We start from the raw sequence: 16,397 nt of genomic DNA, 5'->3' as shown, positions 1-16,397 counted from the left end.
ATGACGGCCGGCGCGATGTCGGCTGGAGATACTCGTTGGCCTGCGGATTTGCGGCGTGTCCCCCGTAACGGCCGCGTGGGCTCCCGCAGAGCTCGGGCACAAGCCGCGTAAGGTGAGAATCTGTCAGGCGAACGGGATTCGCGGTGCTCTGAAGGCGAACTGGTGCGCCATTTGTGGTGAAATGCCCGGTCGTCGGGACATATGGCAACGCGGTCCGGCGGCGTGGCAGGATGGTCCGGTTGTGCCGTCGCGATTTGCTGATTTGGAGCATTATGTCGTCCGCTCGCGATAGGGGGAACGTGACCGGAAATCCCCATGCCGGAGTGCCGGAAAGCGGAGCCGGCAGAGAGGCCCGTCGCTCCGGGCCCACGGCGCTGCGGATCCTGGTCGGCGCGCACCTGCGCCGGCTGCGCGAGGCGCGGGGGATCTCCCGCGAGGAAGCCGGGTACCTCATCCGGGGCTCCCACTCCAAGATCAGCCGTCTGGAGCTCGGCCGGACCGGCTTCAAGCTACGCGACGTGGCCGACCTGCTCACCCTGTACGGCGCGGACGAGGCCGAGCGCTCGGCGCTGCTCACCATGGCCGAGCAGGCCAACGCGCCCGCCTGGTGGCACGACTACCGCGACGTGGTGCCCGACTGGTTCGAGGACTACCTGGGGCTGGAGCGCGACGCGTCGCTGATCCGCGCCTACGAGATCCAGTACGTGCCCGGCCTGCTGCAGACCGAGGAGTACGCCCGCGCGGTCATCACGCAGGGACGCGAGGGCAGCCCCGCCGAGGAGATCGAGCGCCGGGTCAGGGTGCGCATGCGCCGCCAGCAGATTCTCGTCTCGGCCGCCCCGCCCAAGCTGTGGGCGGTGATCGACGAGGGCGCGCTGCGCCGGCAGGTGGCCGACTCCGCGACGATGCGCGCCCAGCTGGAGCACCTCGCGACGCTGGCCGAGCTGCCGCACATCACGATCCAGGTGCTCACGTTCCGCTCCGGCGGCCACGTCGGCGGCACGGGGCCCGTCACCATCCTGCGCTTCGCCCCGGCGGAGCTGGACGACGTCGTCTACCTGGAGCACATCGCCGGGGCGCAGTACCTGAGCCGCAAGCAGGACGCCCTGCCGTACCAGCACCTGCTGGACCAGCTCGTCGTGCACGCGCGGCCCTCGGCCGCCACCCCGTCGATCCTGCGGCTGCTCGCCGCCGGGGTCTAGCGCCCGCGTCCGTACGACCTGTCACGGCTTGCGGCCCACGCCGCAGAAGGCGTCCACCTCGTCCGGCACGCCGAACACGCCCGCCTCCACCCGCCAGCGCGACACCGACACGACGCCCGGCTCCACCAGCTCCAGCCCGTCGAAGAAGCGGGAGATCTCCTCGGGGGTGCGCAGCCGGTACGAGTAGACCTTCCCCTCGTCGCGAAGGCGCTCGGCCTCGGCGGCGGCATCCGGGTTGACCGTCTTCGTGCCGTCCTCGAACACCAGGTGGCTGCCCGGCGGGAGCGCGTCCAGCAGCCTTTCGACCAGCGCGTACGCCTCGTCGTCGTCGAAGATGGTGCCCATCACGCCCAGGAGGATGAGCGCGGTGGGACGGGTGAGGTCCAGGGTCTTGGCCGCGAAGTCCAGGACGGCGCCGGGATCGCGGACGTCGGCCTCGATGTAGTCGCAGGCGCCGAGGGGATGGCTCGTGAGCAGGGCCTGAGCGTGGACCAGCACCAGGGGGTCGTTGTCCACGTACACGATGCGGCAGGTCGGATCGACCCGCTGGGCGACCTCGTGGGTGTTGTCCACGGTGGGCAGCCCAGTGCCGATGTCCAGGAACTGCCGGATTCCGGCCTCTTCGGCGAGGTATCGCACTGCGCGTCCCAGAAAGGCCCGGGTATGGCGGGCGATATTCTCCATGCCGGGATATACCTGGCGGAGCTGCTCGGCGAGTTCGCGGTCGACCGGGTAGTTGTCCTTTCCGCCCAGCCAGTAATTCCACACCCGAGCCTGGTGCGGCCTGGTGATGTCGATCCTGGGGAGAGGCGTTTCGTCGGCCACGCAAATTCTCCTCTTGTGTCGCATCTGTAGTCATTCAAACCTAATGCCGCCCCCCTTTCCGCGCCACCGGCGATCACCGGCCGGACAGGGCCATGGGGATCACCGGTGGCGGCGCGTGGCTGCCAGGCAGGCGAGGGCCGCCACCGTGAGGGCGGCGTGGACGGCGAACCCGACGGCGGGACCCGAGGACAGCAGGACACCGCCGAGTGCGGTGCCGTCAGGAGCGGCCGCGGCCGGTGAGGGCGTCCCTCAGGCGGTCGATCAGCCCCGCACCGGGCGCCAGCAGCTTGTCGGCGGGCGGCTTGTCGGGCGCGGACGGGTGCGGGCGGGTCGGGGCCAGCTTCTTCGCCCGCTCCACCTTGGCCCCGAGCTCGGTGAGCGCCTCGGGCGGGCACGCCGCGCGCAGCCGGGGGAACAGGTCGCCCTCCTCCTCCTGGACGTGATGGCGGATCTCCCTCATCAGCTCCTCCAGGACGGGCCAGAAGTCGTCGTCGCCCGGCTCCAGGCGCTCCAGCCGCTTCATGGTCTCCTCGGCCTCGGCGTGCTCGGCGAGCTCCTTGTCGGCCAGCTCGTCGCCGCCCGGCACGTGCTCGCGGACCGCCGGATACAGGTACGCCTCCTCCGCCACGGAGTGGCGGACCAGCTCGATGACGGCCTGTTCGGCCAGGGTCTGCGGCCGCTCCCCGATGGCGCCGATCATCGTCTCCAGCTCCGCGAAGAGCTGTTCGACCTCGCGATGGTCCGTCACGAGCACGGTGATCACGTCCCGCTGCTCGCTTCCGCCCTGCTGATCGTTCATGTCGATTCCTCCCCTGTCACCCCTCTCCGCGCTGTGACCTGGCCAAACGCACCCCGTCGGCGGGGAGGTGGCCGGCCGCCTTGAGGGTGGCGAGGACGGGGGCGGTCTCCAGCGTGCGTACGCCGTCGAGGGCGCCGAGCCGGTGGACGAGGTAGCGGTGCAGGTCGGCGGGGCCGGAGCAGAGCGCGTGGGCGAGCAGGTTCGTGGTGCCGGTCGTGGCCATGACCACGGCCAGCTCGCGATGGCCGGCCAGGGCGGTGGCCACCCGCTCCAGGTCGGCGGGCGCGACCGCCATCCAGAGCAGCGCCTGGGTGGTGACCCCGTAGGCGGCGGCGTCGATCTCCACGTCGAAGAACAGGACGTCGCGGGCGCGCAGGTCGGCCAGGCGGCGGGCCACCGTCGCCTGGGACCAGCCGGTGACGGCGGCCAGGTCCGCGTGGCCGGCGCGCCCGTCGTGGCGCAGCGCGTCCATCAGCGCGCGGTCCGCACCGGTGAGCGGGGCGCTGCCGGACGGGGCGGGCAGGGTCGGGCGCAGCCGCTCCTGCTGCGCGTCGTCGAGGGTCTGGAGCCGGCCGCGCCAGGCCGCGGGGCCGCCCAGGTACGTGTGCAGCAGGCAGTGCGCCGAGACGCCGGTGATCCCGCTCCTGCGGGGGACGTCGTGGAGCAGCGGCGGGCGGGTGGCGTCCGGCGCGTGCACGATGGCGAAGATCTCCGTGCCGCCGGAGGTCAGCTTGACCCAGGAGGTGTCGGCGCGGCGGGCCAGTGAGTGCGCGAGCGTCCGGGCGGCGGCGGGGGTCGTGGTGAGGCGGACCACCCACTGGGTGTGGCCGGACCGGCCGTGGTCGGCCAGGCCCACCACGCGCAGCCCCGCCTCGCGGCGGAGCCGCCGGTAGCGGCGTGTCACCGTCTGCGCGGACACGCCCAGCACCTCGGCGACGCGGCTGAACGGGGCCCGGCCGTCGATGTGCAGGGCGTGGACCAGCGCGCGATCGAGGTCATCCATGGCGACCATATTTCCTCATATATCGCCCCTGGATGGAAAAAATCACCACTTCAGGCCGCCTGGCTGGAAGGCCACCCCCCTCCGCCCGACCCTGTTCCCCGGAACGACTCCGAGGAAGAGGGAACCCGATGCTGCTCCATCACCACGTCGCCCACCGGTGGCGATGGGCCGGGCTGGCCGCCCTGCTCGTCGCCGAGGCGATGAACCTGCTCGACGCGACGATCGTGACGGTCGCCGCGCCCGTCATCCACGCCGACCTCGGCGGCGACGCCTCGGCCATCCCGTGGTTCAACGCCGCGTACACGCTGCCGTTCGCGGTGCTGCTGATCACCGGCGGCCGGCTGGGCGACCTGGCCGGGCGGCGGCGGGTGTTCGCCGTCGGCGTGGCCGCGTTCGCGCTCGCCTCGGCCGCCTGCGCGCTCGCGCCGGACGCCGGGACGCTGATCGGCCTGCGGGCGGTCCAGGGCGCCGCCGCCGCGCTGGTCATCCCGCAGACCATCGGGCTGATCCGGACCATGTTCGACGGCGCGGAGCTGGCCAGGGCCATGGGGAGCATCGGGCCGGTGATGGGGCTGGCCGCCGTCACCGGGCCGGTCCTGGGCGCCGTGCTCACGCACGCCGACCTGCTCGGCTCGTCGTGGCGGTCGGTCTTCCTGGTCAACGTGCCCCTGGCCGCCGCCGTGCTGGCCGTCGTCCCCCTGATGCCGCCCAGGGAGCCCCGTACGGCGGGCGGCCCGGCCCTCCCGCGCCTCGACGGGACGGGGACCGTGATCGCGGCGCTCGGCACCGGCCTGCTGGTGTACCCGCTCATCCGGGGCGACGCCGCCGGAGGGCCGGCGGGGGGCTGGACCATGGCGGTGGCAGGGGTGGTCCTGTTCGTGGTGTTCGGCATCCACCAGCGTCGCCGGGCCCGGACGGGTCGTGGCGGGCTGGTCGAGGTGAGCCTGTTCCGGGACCGCGGCTTCCCGGCCGCGCTGGCGACCTCGGCCCTGTTCTTCGCGGCGATGAACGGCCTGACGCTCGTGGTGGTCCTGGAGGTCCAGCTCGGCCTGGGGCGCGACGTGGTGACCGCCGGGCTGTCACTGCTGCCCTGGTCGGCGGCCATGGGGGTGGCCTCCCTCGTCGCGGGCGCCCGCCTGGTGCCCCGGTACGGTTCACGGCTGATGTTCGCCGGGCTCGCCGTCATGCTCGCCGGACTGGCGATCACTCTCGTCGCCGGCACGGGAGCCGCCGGGGGCCTCGGATCGCCCGGATCGCCCGGATCGCTCGGGTGGCTCGTGGTGGCGGGACTGGCCGTCACGGGCGCCGGGAACGGGCTGTTCACCACCCCGTTCTTCACCGCCGCGCTGTCCCGCGTTCGCCCGCACGAGACCGGCTCCGCCGCCGGGCTGCTCAACGCCGTCCAGCAGTTGGGCGCGACGCTCGGCACCGCGGTCCTCGGCGGCGCCTTCCTGCGCGGCCTGGCGGAGGGCGCCGGGCACGTGTCCGCCGCCCGGTCGGCCGGCCTGCTCGCCGCCGCGCTGCTGGCTGCCACCGCCGTCGCCGCCGCCCTCATGCGCACGGATGAGCCGGGCGCCGCCACGTAGGGGGCCGGAGCGGCCTGTCGAAGGCGTGGACAGGTGTTTCGGACATCCCGCTCCGGGCCGGGGCGCGGCGGCCCCCGCCGTCAGTCGAAGATCACCACCTGGCGGATCACGTCCCCGCCCTTGTCCAGGATCTTGACGGCGTCGGCCAGGTCCTCGAAGCGGATGCGGCGGGTGATGAGGCTCTCCAGGTCCAGCCGGCCGGCCCGCCACAGGTCCACGAACCGCTTGGCGTCGCGGCGCAGGTCGGAGCAGCCGTAGATGGAGCTGAGCATGTTCTTGCCGTCGAACAGCAGGGAGAAGGCGTCGATCTCGACCTGGTCGTCCGCGGCGCCCGCGCCCACGACCACGACGTTCCCGCCGCGCCTGGCGGCCTGCCAGGCGGCCTTCACGGTGCTCGACCGGCCGACGGCCTCGAAGGCGTGGTCGAAGCCGCGCCCGCCGGTGAGCAGGCCCTTGACCGCCTCCATCTGGTCCGGCGTGGTGGCGTGGGTGGCGCCGAAGCCCTTGGCGACCTCGTGCTTGGCCGCGACCGGGTCCACGGCCAGGATGGTCGCCGCGCCGGCCAGCCGCGCCCCCTGGATGACCGACAGCCCGATGCCGCCCGCGCCGATGACGACGACGGACGAGCCCTCCTCGACCCTGGCCGTGTTGATGACCGCCCCCACGCCGGTGGCGACCGCGCAACTGAGCAGCGCGGCCAGCTCGAACGGCACGTCCGGGTCGATTCTGATCGCGGCCTGGGCGGGGACGACGAGCTCCTCGGCCCAGGCGCCGACGCCGCCGAAGCCGAAGCACGGGGTGTCGCCGGCGAGCCGGAAGCGCGGCTTGGTGAAGCCCTCCAGGACGTACGTGATGCACAGGTACGGCTGGCCGCCCAGGCAGTCGGGGCAGGTCCCGCAGGCCGGGATGAACGACAGGACCACGTGGTCGCCCGGCGCCAGCCCGGTCACCCGGGAGCCGATCTCGACGACCTCGCCCGCGGCCTCGTGCCCGAGCACGGCCGGCAAGGAGGTGGGCAGCACGCCCTTGAGCGCGGAGACGTCGGAGTGGCAGACGCCGGTCGCCCGGACGCGGATCCTGACCTCGCCGGGGTCGGGCCCGGCGACCGTGACGTCGTCGCGCAGTTCGAGGGCGGCACCGGGCTCGTGGACTATGGCGGCGCGCATGGTCGGTTCCTCCCGGACGGGATCTGGAGTTCCTTGGTAGAACCTGTTTCACAACGGATGTATTGTCGCCTCGCACTCGTGCTCCAAGCAAGCGTTTGGTCGAATGGAGGGGAGGTCGCCGCGGCTGAAACGTTCCCCAAGATTGACGGGACGCGGGCACGCACGAGCCCCGGCCGCGTCCCGGCGCCGATGAGCATGGCTGCGAAGGCACCACCACGGGGGACGCGCATGGCCATCGAACCAGGGACACCCGACCGCCTGCTGGAGCTCGCCGCCGAGCGCCGGACCGCGCCCGGTGAGGCGCTGGCCCGCGACGCCGGACGGATCGTCCGCGCGGCCGGGGACATGGCCGAGCGCTTCCGGCGCGGGGGACGGCTCATCACCTTCGGCGACGGCGCGGCGGCGGCCGACGCCGGGCACGTGGCCGTCGAGTTCACCCACCCCGTGATCGTGGGCAAGCGGGCGCTGCCGGCGATCTCGCTGGCCGGCGACGCGGCGGCGCTCGGCGGCCTCGCCTCGTCCGGCGGTCCGGACGAGGTGTTCGCCGCGCAGGTCAGGACGTTCGGCCGGCCGGGGGACATCGCGCTCGGCGTGCCGGTCGGCGAGCGGGACCGGCGCGTACTGGCCGGGCTGGCGGCGGCCCGCGAGCTGGGCATGCTCACGGTCGCCCTGACGACCACCTCATCGGCCTCCCCGCCCGGCGACACGGACCGCCCGCTCTGTGATGAGGACGTCCCGCTCGGCGGTGTCGTCGTCGTGGATCATGTGATCGCGGCGCGTTGCGGCGACCCGCTGATCGCCCGGGAGGTCCACGTGACGGCCTACCACCTGCTCTGGGAGCTGGTCCACGTGCTGCTCGACGATCCCGGGCTCGCGCCGCCCGGCCCACCCGCCCCCGACGCGACCGAGGACACGCCCGGCGGCTCCACCGGCGACTCCACCCGCGGCACCACCGGCGGCATCGCATGCGGCTCCACCGGCGACGGCGCCCGCGACACCGCCGGCACCTGCGTCACGTGCGCCGACACGGCCGTCCCGGTGCACGTCACCGAGCTGCGACCGGGTGGCCTGGCCCTCGTCGAGACCGGCTGCGGCACCGAGGAGGTCAGCGTCGCCCTCGTCGAGGCGCGGGTCGGCGACGTGGTCCTCGTCCACGCCAAGGAGGCCATCGTGGTGCTCGGCGGTGACGGCTCGTGAGCGCGATCTACCCGTTCCTGACGCCGGCCGGCGACGCGGCCGGGGACGCCCGGGGAGACGCCGCCCGGGACGCCCGGGAGAACGCCGCCCGGGAGCTCGTCCGCTCCACCGCGGCCAAGGCCGCCGACAGCCTGGAGCTGCGCCTGCGGGTCCTGGCCACGCTGGGCCCGGCGCTGGCCGCCTGCGCCGTGGCCATGGCGTCGGCCTTCCGGGCCGGTGGCACGCTGTTCGCGTTCGGCAACGGCGGCAGCAGCACCGACGCCCAGGCCGTCGCCCAGTTGTTCCGCACGCCGGACCGGGACGGCGGCCGGCCATGGCCGGCCCTGCCGGCGATCTCGCTGACCGGTGACGCGGCGCTGCTGACGGCGCTGGCCAACGACGTCGCGTTCGACGTGGTCTTCGCCCGGCAGCTCGCCGCGCTCGGCCGCCCCGGCGACGTGGCGATGGCCCTGTCCACCAGCGGCGGCTCCGTCAACGTGCTGCGTGGCTTGGAGCAGGCGCGCCGCACCGGCATGGTGACGGTGGGGTTCGCCGGGTCGGGCGGCGGCCGGATGGCCGAGGAGGGCCTGGCCGAGCACCTGTTCGTCGTCCCGTCGTCGTCGGTGCACCGCGTCCAGGAGGCGCAGACGACGGCCTGCCACGTGCTGCGCGAGCTCGTGCGCGCGGAGCCGGCGGAGGCGTGAGCGGGCGGGTGCGCTCGCTGATCCGGGTCGAGGGCATCGTGCAGGGAGTCGGCTTCCGGCCGTTCGTGCACGGACTCGCCTCCCGGTACGGGCTGGCAGGGCTGGTCGGCAACGACGGCGGCGGCGTGTTCATCGAGGCGGAGGGCCCGCCCACCGCGGTCGCGGCGCTGGTGGAGGCGGTGCGCGAGCGGGCGCCCGCGCTGGCCGTCGTCGAGCGGGTCAGCGTCACCCCCGTGCCGCCGACCGGCGCCGGCGGGTTCCGGATCGTGCCCAGTGTCGCCGGCGACCCCGGCGCCCCCGGCCGGGCGCTCGTCCCGCCGGACGTGGCCACCTGCGACGACTGCCTGGCCGAGCTGTTCGACCCGGCCGACCGGCGCTTCCGGTACCCGTTCGTCAACTGCACCGCCTGCGGGCCGCGCTTCACGATCATCACGGCGGTGCCGTACGACCGGGCGGTGACCACGATGGCGGGCTTCGCCCTGTGCGCCGCCTGCGCCCGCGAGTACCACGACCCGGCCGACCGCCGCTTCCACGCCCAGCCCACCTGCTGCCCCGCCTGCGGCCCCCGGCTCGCGCTGCGCGCGCCGGACGGCACGGCGCTCCCCGGGGACCCCCTCACGCGGGCGGCCGCCCTGGTCGCGGACGGCGCGGTGCTGGCCGTCAAGGGGCTGGGCGGCTACCACCTCGCGGTGGACGCCGCCGACGAGGCCGCGGTCGCGCGGCTGCGGGCCCGCAAGCGGCGGCCGGACAAGGCGTTCGCGGTCATGGCGGCGGACCTGTCCGCCGCGCGGGAGCTGTGCGAGGCCGGTGAGGCCGCCGCGGCCCTGCTCACCGGGCCACGCCGGCCGATCGTGCTGCTGCCCCGGCGGCCCGGCGCGCCGGTCGCGCCCTCGGTGGCGCCCGACGGCCCCGACCTGGGCGTGCTGCTGCCGTACACGCCGCTGCACCACCTGCTCTGCCGCGAGCTGGCCCGGCCGTACGTGCTGACCAGCGGGAACCTGGCCGACGAGCCGATCGCGCACGACGACGGGGACGCGCTGCGGCGCCTGGGCGGCGTCGCCGACGCGTTCCTGTGCCACGACCGGCCGATCCACGCGCCCGCCGACGACTCCGTGCTGCGGGTGTTCCGCGGCGCGCCGGCACCCGTACGACGGTCGCGCGGGTACGCCCCGGAGCCGCTCACACTGCCGTGGCCGTTCCGCCGGCCCGTCCTGGCCTGCGGCGCCGAGCAGAAGAGCACCTTCTGCCTCGGGCGGGGACGGCACGCGGTGCTGTCGCAGCACCTCGGCGACCTGGAGAGCCACCTGGCCCTGCGCGCCTTCACCGACGAGGTCGTGCGCTTCCGGCGGCTGCTCGGCGTCGATCCCGAGGTCGTCGCCCACGACCTGCACCCCGACTACCTGTCCACCAGGTACGCCCAGGACCTGGACGGCGTGGAGACGGTCGCCGTGCAGCACCACCACGCCCACATCGCCTCGTGCCTGGCCGACAACGGCGAGGCCGGCCCGGTCGTCGGGGTGGCGTTCGACGGCACCGGGTACGGGCCCGACGGCACCGTCTGGGGCGGCGAGCTGCTGGTGGCGAGCCTGGCGGCGTACGAGCGGGCCGGCCACCTGGAGCCGGTGCCGCTGCCGGGCGGCGTCACGGCCATCCGCCAGCCGTGGCGGATGGCGGCGGCCTGCCTGGGGGCGGCGGGGGAGCCGCCGGACGGGCTCGCGGTGGCCCGCCGCAACGCGCGGCACTGGCCGGCCGTGTCCGCACTGGCCGCTTCCGGTGGCCCCGCCGCGCCGCTCACCTCCAGCGCCGGGCGGCTGTTCGACGCGGTGGCGGCGCTGCTCGGCGTCCGCGACACCGTCACCTACGAGGGACAGGCGGCGATCGGCCTGGAGCAGCGGGCCGATCCCGACGTGCGCGACGGCTACCCGGTGGCGGTGACCGGGACCGCGCCCGTGGTGATCAGGAGCACCGACCTGGTGCGGGCCGTCGCCGGCGACCTGCGGCGCGGGGTGCCGGCCGGGGTGATCGCGGCGCGCTTCCACCACGGGCTGGCCGGGGCGGTGGTGACGGCCGTCGGCGTGGTCGCCGGGGCCACGGGGATCGGCACGGTGGCGCTGTCGGGCGGCGTGTTCGCCAACGGGCTGCTGCTCGGCGGCGTGGCCGACGGGCTGCGCGCCCGTGGGTTCCGGGTGCTGACGCACCGGCGGGTGCCCTGCAACGACGGGGGGATCAGCCTCGGCCAGGCGGTCGTGGCCGCCGCCCGCCCCTGACCCACCGCCTGGCTCACGACCTGACCCACGGGCCGCCCCTGACCCGCCGTTCCCGTCGGGTCAGGGGCGGGCGGTCCTCAGCAGATGCGGGGGAGCGGGTCGCCCACGAGCAGGTCCACGATGCGGGTGCCGCCGAAGGCCGTTCGCAGCAGGACCAGCCCCGGCGGGTCGTCCCGCACCGTGCCGATCACCGCCGCCCCCGCGCCGAGCGGGTGCCCGCGCAGCACCTCGACCGCGCGCTCCGCGTGCCCGCCGTCCACCACGGCCACGAACCTGCCCTCGCACGCCACGTACAGCGGGTCGATGCCCAGCAGTTCGCACACGCCGGTCACCTCGGGCCGCACCGGCAGCGCCTCCTCCTCGGCCACCACGGACACGCCGGAGGCGGAGGCCACCTCGTTGAGGATGGTGGCCACCCCGCCGCGCGTGGCGTCGCGCAGCGCCCGCACCTGACCGGGCAGGGCGTCCAGCAGCGCGGAAACGATCCCGTGCAGCGGAGCCGTGTCGGAGACGATCGGCGCCTCGATGCCGAACTCGCCGCGCGCCAGCATGATCGCGGCGCCGTGCTCACCGATCGGCCCGGACACGATGACCGCGTCGCCCGGCCGGGCGTGCGCGACCGACAGCTCCGCGGGCCGCTCCAGGAGGCCGACCCCGGTGGTGGTGACGTAGCAGCCGTCGGCCTTGCCGCGCTGGACGACCTTGGTGTCGCCCGTGACGATCTCCACCCCGGCCGCGGCCGCCGCCGCCGCCATGGACGCGGCGATCCGCCGCAGGTCCGCGACGGGGAAACCCTCCTCCAGGATGAACCCGGCGGCCAGGTACGCCGGCCGCGCCCCGCACATCGCGAGGTCGTTGACGGTGCCGTTGACCGCGAGGTCGCCGATGTCGCCGCCGGGGAAGAACAGCGGCGACACCACGAACGAGTCGGTGGTGAACGCCACCCGCGCCTCGCCCATCCGCAGCGTCGCCCCGTCCTCCAGGGGAGCCAGGAGCGGGTTGCGGAACGCCTCCAGGAAGACCGCCTGGATCAGTGTCTGCGTGGCCTTGCCGCCCGCGCCGTGGGCCAGCGTGATCCGCTCCTCCCTGACCACCGGCCTGCGCCGCCTGGCGCGGGCGATCCGGTCGAGGACCTGCTGCTCGCGGTCGCGGTGCGGGGTGCCGGGAGCGGGGAGCGGGTCCTCGTCGGAGGCCGGCGCGCGCACCGGGTCCGGGAGGTCCTCGTGGAGCGCGCCCCGCGGGGTGCCGGTCATGACCGGGTCGCCTCCCTCACGCGCTCGCGGCTGAAGCGGCCGAAGTTGTAGTACGCCGCGCAGGCGCCCTCGGAGGACACCATGCAGGTGCCGATGGGCGTCTCCGGCGTGCACGCCGTCCCGAACACCTTGCACTCCCACGGCTTGAGCACGCCCTTGAGCACCTCGCCGCACTGGCAGGACTTGGGGTCGGCCACGCGTATCCCGGGCAGCTCGAAGATCCGTTCGGCGTCGAAGGCCGCGTACGCGTCGGACAGGCCGAGCGCCGAGTGGGAGATGAAGCCGAGCCCGCGCCACTCGAAGTGCGCCCGCATCCGCATCACCCGGCCGATGACGTCCATGGCCGTGCGGTTGCCCTCCCAGGGCACCACGCGCGCGTACTGGTTGGCCACCTCGCAGCGGCCCGCCGCGATCTGCCCGAGCAGCATGTGCACGGACTGCAGGATGTCCAGCGGCTCGAACCCGGCGACGACCAGTGGCTTGCCGTAGTCGCGGGCGATGAAGTCGTACGGCCGGCAGCCGATCACGGCCGAGACGTGGCCCGGCCCGATGAAGCCGTCCAGGCGCAGGTCCGGAGAGTCCAGGATGGCCTTGATCGCCGGAATGATCAGGACGTGGTTGCAGAAGACCGAGAAGTTGCGCACGCCCTCGGCGGCGGCCCGCAGCACGGTCATCGCCGTGGACGGCGCGGTCGTCTCGAACCCGATCGCCATGAACACCACCCGCCGCTCCGGGTTCTCCTTGGCGATCTTGAGGGCGTCGAGCGGGGAGTACACCATGCGGATGTCGGCGCCGGCGGCCTTGGCCTCCAGGAACGAGCCGGTCCCGCCCGGCACCCGCATCATGTCGCCGAACGACGTCATGATCACATCGGGCTGGGAGGCGATGTGGATGGCGTCGTCCACCCGGCCCATCGGGATCACGCAGACCGGGCAGCCGGGGCCGTGCACGAGCACGACCTCCTCCGGCAGCAGGTCTTCCAGCCCGTGCTTGTAGATCGTGTGGGTGTGCCCGCCGCACACCTCCATGAACGTGTACCGGCGGCCCGGCTCGCACCGGGCGGCGATGTCCGCGGCCAGTGTCCGTGCCCTGTCCGCGTCGCGGTACTCATCGACGAACCGCACACGCCCCCCTCACGTGATGTCCGACTGGCGCAGCGCGTCCAGCTCGTCGTCGTAGGCCTGCCCGAGGCCCTCCAGGTAGTCCAGCACCGCCTGCGCCTCCGACTCGGAGATCTTCGACAGCGCGAACCCCACGTGCACCAGCACCCAGTCGCCGACCTTCAGGTCCTCCTCCACGAGGAGGCCGACGTTGATCCGGCGGCGCACCCCGGCGACGTCCACCACGGCGAGGTCGGCGTTGTCCGGGTCGGCGGCGACGAGCTCACCGGGGATGCCCAGGCACATCGGCCGGCTCCTCCCCGAAGGTGATGGACTCCAGCACCAGCTCGTCGCCGCCGGAGACGTCCACGTCGGCGCTGCCGCACGGCGGGCAGACCGCCAGCACGTCCAGCGACTCGCAGCGCGCGCCGCAGGCCCGGCACGTGACGGTGACCGGCATGACGACGAGATCGACGGCGGCGTCCTGCGCGGCGGTGCCCGCCGCGGCGAGCGTGAAGGCCTGGTCGAACGCGTCGTCGACGACGGCGTGGCGGACGCCCACGCGCACCCGCGCGCCGCTGATCCGCCTGCCTCCGGCTCGCTGCTCCAGCAGCTCGACCAGGCCCTCGCACATTCCGATCTCGTGCATACGGCGCTACATCCGTTTCATCGTCAGATAACGCTGGATTTCCGGCCATTGGCGGACGATTACCGCGGTCACCACGGCTGTCGCGATCAATGCCGCTACTCGTGTCCTTCTCATGCCATGTCACCTCCTTCCGGATGCGGAGGCCGGGAGGCGGGCCCGGCGTTTTCCGCAATCATGTCCATCACCAGACGGACGGCTTGGGCGGCCGCCTGCCGCACGGGCTCGCTCAGCTCCACGAGCACGTCCTCCTCCGGCCCGCCGGCTGGTGCCACGGCGGGCTCGCAGCACACGACGACCACCCGGCCGGGCAGCCGGCCGAGCTCCCCGGCCAGCCGCAGCACCTGGACCGGGTCCATGCCGTGGCCCTCCACCTGCGCCCCCGAGGGCACGCCCGCGGGGTCCGGCTCCAGCACCGTCAGCGTGCCGGGCGCCTCCCCGCGCGGCGCGGCGTCCACGAGGATCGCGAGGTCGTAGTCCCGCTGGAGCGCGTAGACCAGGTCCATGCCGCGGATGCCGAAGTCGACCACGTCCACGCCGGCCGGCTGTGGCAGCGCGGCCATCCGGCGGGCCACCTCGACGCCGAACCCGTCGTCGCCGAGGAAGACGTTGCCGATGCCCGCGACGAGGATCCGCGTGCCGGGAGCCTGCGCGGCCGGCGAGTCCAGCGGCTCGACCTCGTCGGCCCCGTAGAAGAACCGGTGGCCGGGCATCCGGGCCTCCCCGAGGTCGCGGCCCGGGTCGTCGTCGAGCGTCACCGCGAGGTGGAAGGCGCCCTCGTCGTCCTGCTCGATCGACTCGACGACGGCGACGCGGCCGTCCAGGACCAGGTCCATGATGTCGGTCCGCCCCAGCGCGGAGGGGCGCAGCCGGACCCGGGAGCCGGACCGTACGGGCCGCCCGGCGATGGTCACCACGTCGGGGCCCCGCCGCTCCATCCGCGCCCAGAACCCCATCCCCAGCATGCGATCGGCCCCGTCCGCCGAGCCGTCGCTCATGTCGGCTCCGTGCGGAGGACGCCGTGCAGCCGCATGAGCTGCTCGGGCGTGAGGGCGTCGCACCGCTCCAGGATCTCCCTGCCACGCGGGTCGCCCTCGCGGATCTCCCGCTTCTCCTCGTCGCTCAGCGCCAGCACGCTCAGCGTCAGCAGCTGGTCGATCTCCGTCGCGTCGAACAGGTCGCCCGGACTCTCCGGCGAGATCCGCGGGTGGTCGTACAGGATGATCGGCGCCGACAGCATCGTGTGCCGCTCGCCCTCCTCGCCGACGAGGACCGGCCAGGTGCCGATGTTGCCGCAGCCCTCCGCGTGGGCGCGCAGCTCCTCGGGCGGGTCCATCAGCGAGACGAACCGGCCCTGCGGCGCGTGCAGCACGCTGTGCGCCGAGACCAGGGTGCGCCGCATCACGCCGGTACGGGTGCCGCCCTCCCATGGAGTGGTGTTGACCACGGTGACCGTCAGCCGGAACAGGCCGGGCTCCACCTGCTCGGCGCCCACCTCGACGTGCCCGCGCAGCTCCTCCCAGGACCGGAGCGCAGCGCCGGCCCCGTCGGCGAGGACCTCGGCCTCCCGCCCGGCGGGCACGTCGATCGCGGCGCGGGCGGGCCGCCGCAGCAGGCCCTCCAAGGGCAGGCCGCACGCCGCCACCTCCCGCTCCACCGCCTCCTCCCGGACGAGCACCCGCGCGCCGCCGGGGTCCGGCACGGGCTCGGGCACGCCGCCGGGGACCGGCTCCGGTACGGGCTCCGGCACGCCGTCCCGGAGGACGGCCGGCTCGCGGACGACGACGTGCAGGAAGCGCACCCGCACGTCCACGGCCGCGCCGGGCTCCGCCTCCAGGAGGCACTGGGTCCGCATCAGCCACGGGTTGCCGTCGTGCGCCCGGCCGTACGGCTCGGGGTGCACGCCGCCGATCGTCCAGCGGTGCCGGTTCTTCAGCGCCGACTGCCGGTACGGCCACAGCAGGTAGCCCTCGTACAGCACGGCCCGCGCGATCTGCCTGACCTGGTCCATCAGCGGCTCCCTGCCTTCAGCAGCGACTCCACGACGTCGTCCCAGCCCGGCAGGGCGTTGCGGGTCCGGTAGGCGTGCAGCCGGTCGAACGTGTCACGGCCCAGCCGCAGCCAGGCGCCGCCGGGGAAGTAGTGGTCCATGAGCTCCCGCCAGGTGGCGGCCGGCATGCGGAAGCCGGCCTCGGTGTCCCACGGGATGCGCGCGGCCCGCAGCGAGCCGCCGTCGAGGTGGAACGTCGTGCCGCTGAAGAGGAACTCCAGCGGGATCTCCCCGTCGCGCACACCGTGGAGGTACTTGGCGGCGGCCACGTCGAAGTCGTAGGTGCAGGGCACCCGTACCACGGCGGCCGTCTCGCCGGTGAAGGCGGGCAGGTGCGTGACGGTCTGCGCCCACATCAGGCTGCCCAGGCTCCTGCCCCACAGCTCGGACGGCCCGAACACCTCCGCGAGCCGCTCGCGGCTCGCCTCGTCGTAGCCGCGGCGGGCGGCGGCGATGCGCAGCTGCGTCTCCAGGATGACCGACCGCACCTCGCAGCCGCTCGGGTCGGTGATCCGCAGCGCGAACTCCAGCGTCGGCACGGCCGCGAACTCGGCGGCCCGGGCCTCCTCGACCGTGATGCGCAGGGCCGGAACGCCGCCGGCCGTCGTCGTGTCGGGCAC

Annotated in this window: 16 protein-coding genes; 5 read left to right on the top strand and 11 right to left on the bottom strand. The window is 74.3% G+C overall.

Annotation, left to right across the window (positions count from 1 at the left end; all coding sequences use genetic code 11):
* Positions 1–323: 323 nt before the first annotated feature.
* Positions 324–1,202, top strand: a complete 879-nt coding sequence (locus AB0H64_RS27905; RefSeq protein ID WP_357630163.1) for a helix-turn-helix transcriptional regulator — start codon at positions 324–326, stop codon at positions 1,200–1,202.
* A gap of 21 nt (positions 1,203–1,223) precedes the next feature.
* Here AB0H64_RS27905 and AB0H64_RS27900 read toward each other — a convergent pair whose 3' ends face one another.
* From AB0H64_RS27900 to AB0H64_RS27890, 3 genes are all read right to left on the bottom strand, one after another.
* The gene (locus tag AB0H64_RS27900) at positions 1,224–2,027 is read right to left on the bottom strand and encodes an SAM-dependent methyltransferase (protein ID WP_357630160.1); all 804 of its coding nucleotides are present in this window, start codon (positions 2,025–2,027) and stop codon (positions 1,224–1,226) included.
* Between the two features lie 217 nt (positions 2,028–2,244).
* Positions 2,245–2,826, bottom strand: coding sequence for a hemerythrin domain-containing protein (locus AB0H64_RS27895; protein ID WP_357630157.1), 582 nt, complete (start codon positions 2,824–2,826; stop codon positions 2,245–2,247).
* Between the two features lie 16 nt (positions 2,827–2,842).
* Positions 2,843–3,829, bottom strand: a complete 987-nt coding sequence (locus tag AB0H64_RS27890) for an AsnC family transcriptional regulator (protein WP_357630155.1) — start codon at positions 3,827–3,829, stop codon at positions 2,843–2,845.
* 128 nt (positions 3,830–3,957) lie between these two features.
* Between AB0H64_RS27890 and AB0H64_RS27885 the strand changes: the two genes are divergently transcribed.
* A complete protein-coding gene (locus AB0H64_RS27885) occupies positions 3,958–5,415 on the top strand; it encodes an MFS transporter (protein ID WP_357630152.1) in 1,458 nt (485 codons plus the stop codon).
* An 80-nt stretch (positions 5,416–5,495) separates the two neighbouring features.
* Here AB0H64_RS27885 and AB0H64_RS27880 read toward each other — a convergent pair whose 3' ends face one another.
* Complete coding sequence (locus AB0H64_RS27880; protein WP_357630150.1) at positions 5,496–6,581, bottom strand: Zn-dependent alcohol dehydrogenase; 1,086 nt, start codon at positions 6,579–6,581, stop codon at positions 5,496–5,498.
* Between the two features lie 228 nt (positions 6,582–6,809).
* Between AB0H64_RS27880 and AB0H64_RS27875 the strand changes: the two genes are divergently transcribed.
* Genes AB0H64_RS27875 through hypF form a run of 3 tightly spaced genes read left to right on the top strand, consistent with a single transcriptional unit; the run spans position 6,810 to position 10,728 of the window.
* A complete protein-coding gene (locus AB0H64_RS27875; RefSeq protein ID WP_357630147.1) occupies positions 6,810–7,778 on the top strand; it encodes an SIS domain-containing protein in 969 nt (322 codons plus the stop codon).
* On the top strand, positions 7,775–8,461 hold the full coding sequence (locus AB0H64_RS27870) for an SIS domain-containing protein (protein ID WP_357630144.1): 687 nt from the start codon (positions 7,775–7,777) through the stop codon (positions 8,459–8,461). Before AB0H64_RS27875 ends, AB0H64_RS27870 begins: the two co-directional genes overlap by 4 nt.
* Entirely contained in the window at positions 8,458–10,728 is a 2,271-nt protein-coding gene (hypF, locus tag AB0H64_RS27865) for a carbamoyltransferase HypF (RefSeq protein WP_357630142.1), read from the top strand. Before AB0H64_RS27870 ends, hypF begins: the two co-directional genes overlap by 4 nt.
* A gap of 77 nt (positions 10,729–10,805) precedes the next feature.
* On the opposite strand, the gene hypE is transcribed toward hypF, so the two are convergent.
* The 7 genes from hypE to AB0H64_RS27830 form a co-directional block, all read right to left on the bottom strand.
* On the bottom strand, positions 10,806–11,981 hold the full coding sequence (gene hypE, locus AB0H64_RS27860; protein ID WP_357630139.1) for a hydrogenase expression/formation protein HypE: 1,176 nt from the start codon (positions 11,979–11,981) through the stop codon (positions 10,806–10,808).
* Positions 11,978–13,105, bottom strand: coding sequence for a hydrogenase formation protein HypD (gene hypD / locus AB0H64_RS27855; protein WP_357630136.1), 1,128 nt, complete (start codon positions 13,103–13,105; stop codon positions 11,978–11,980). The genes hypE and hypD overlap by 4 nt, the downstream gene beginning before the upstream one ends.
* Before the next feature lie 9 nt (positions 13,106–13,114).
* The gene (locus AB0H64_RS27850) at positions 13,115–13,387 is read right to left on the bottom strand and encodes a HypC/HybG/HupF family hydrogenase formation chaperone (protein ID WP_357630133.1); all 273 of its coding nucleotides are present in this window, start codon (positions 13,385–13,387) and stop codon (positions 13,115–13,117) included.
* Positions 13,365–13,730, bottom strand: coding sequence for a hydrogenase maturation nickel metallochaperone HypA (locus tag AB0H64_RS27845; RefSeq protein ID WP_357630130.1), 366 nt, complete (start codon positions 13,728–13,730; stop codon positions 13,365–13,367). The genes AB0H64_RS27850 and AB0H64_RS27845 overlap by 23 nt, the downstream gene beginning before the upstream one ends.
* A gap of 110 nt (positions 13,731–13,840) precedes the next feature.
* Positions 13,841–14,725: a hydrogenase maturation protease gene (locus AB0H64_RS27840; RefSeq protein WP_357630127.1), complete on the bottom strand. Its 885-nt coding sequence runs from the start codon at positions 14,723–14,725 to the stop codon at positions 13,841–13,843.
* Complete coding sequence (locus AB0H64_RS27835) at positions 14,722–15,738, bottom strand: hypothetical protein (RefSeq protein ID WP_357630124.1); 1,017 nt, start codon at positions 15,736–15,738, stop codon at positions 14,722–14,724. The genes AB0H64_RS27840 and AB0H64_RS27835 overlap by 4 nt, the downstream gene beginning before the upstream one ends.
* Positions 15,738–16,397 (bottom strand): DUF6084 family protein, encoded by a 660-nt coding sequence (locus tag AB0H64_RS27830; protein ID WP_357630122.1) that lies wholly within the window; start codon positions 16,395–16,397, stop codon positions 15,738–15,740. Before AB0H64_RS27830 ends, AB0H64_RS27835 begins: the two co-directional genes overlap by 1 nt.

The organism is Nonomuraea sp. NPDC050733, assembly GCF_040654215.1.
Lineage (GTDB): Bacteria > Actinomycetota > Actinomycetes > Streptosporangiales > Streptosporangiaceae > Nonomuraea.
Note: the sequence above shows the minus strand (reverse complement) of the source record. Positions and strands in the feature narration are given on the sequence as shown.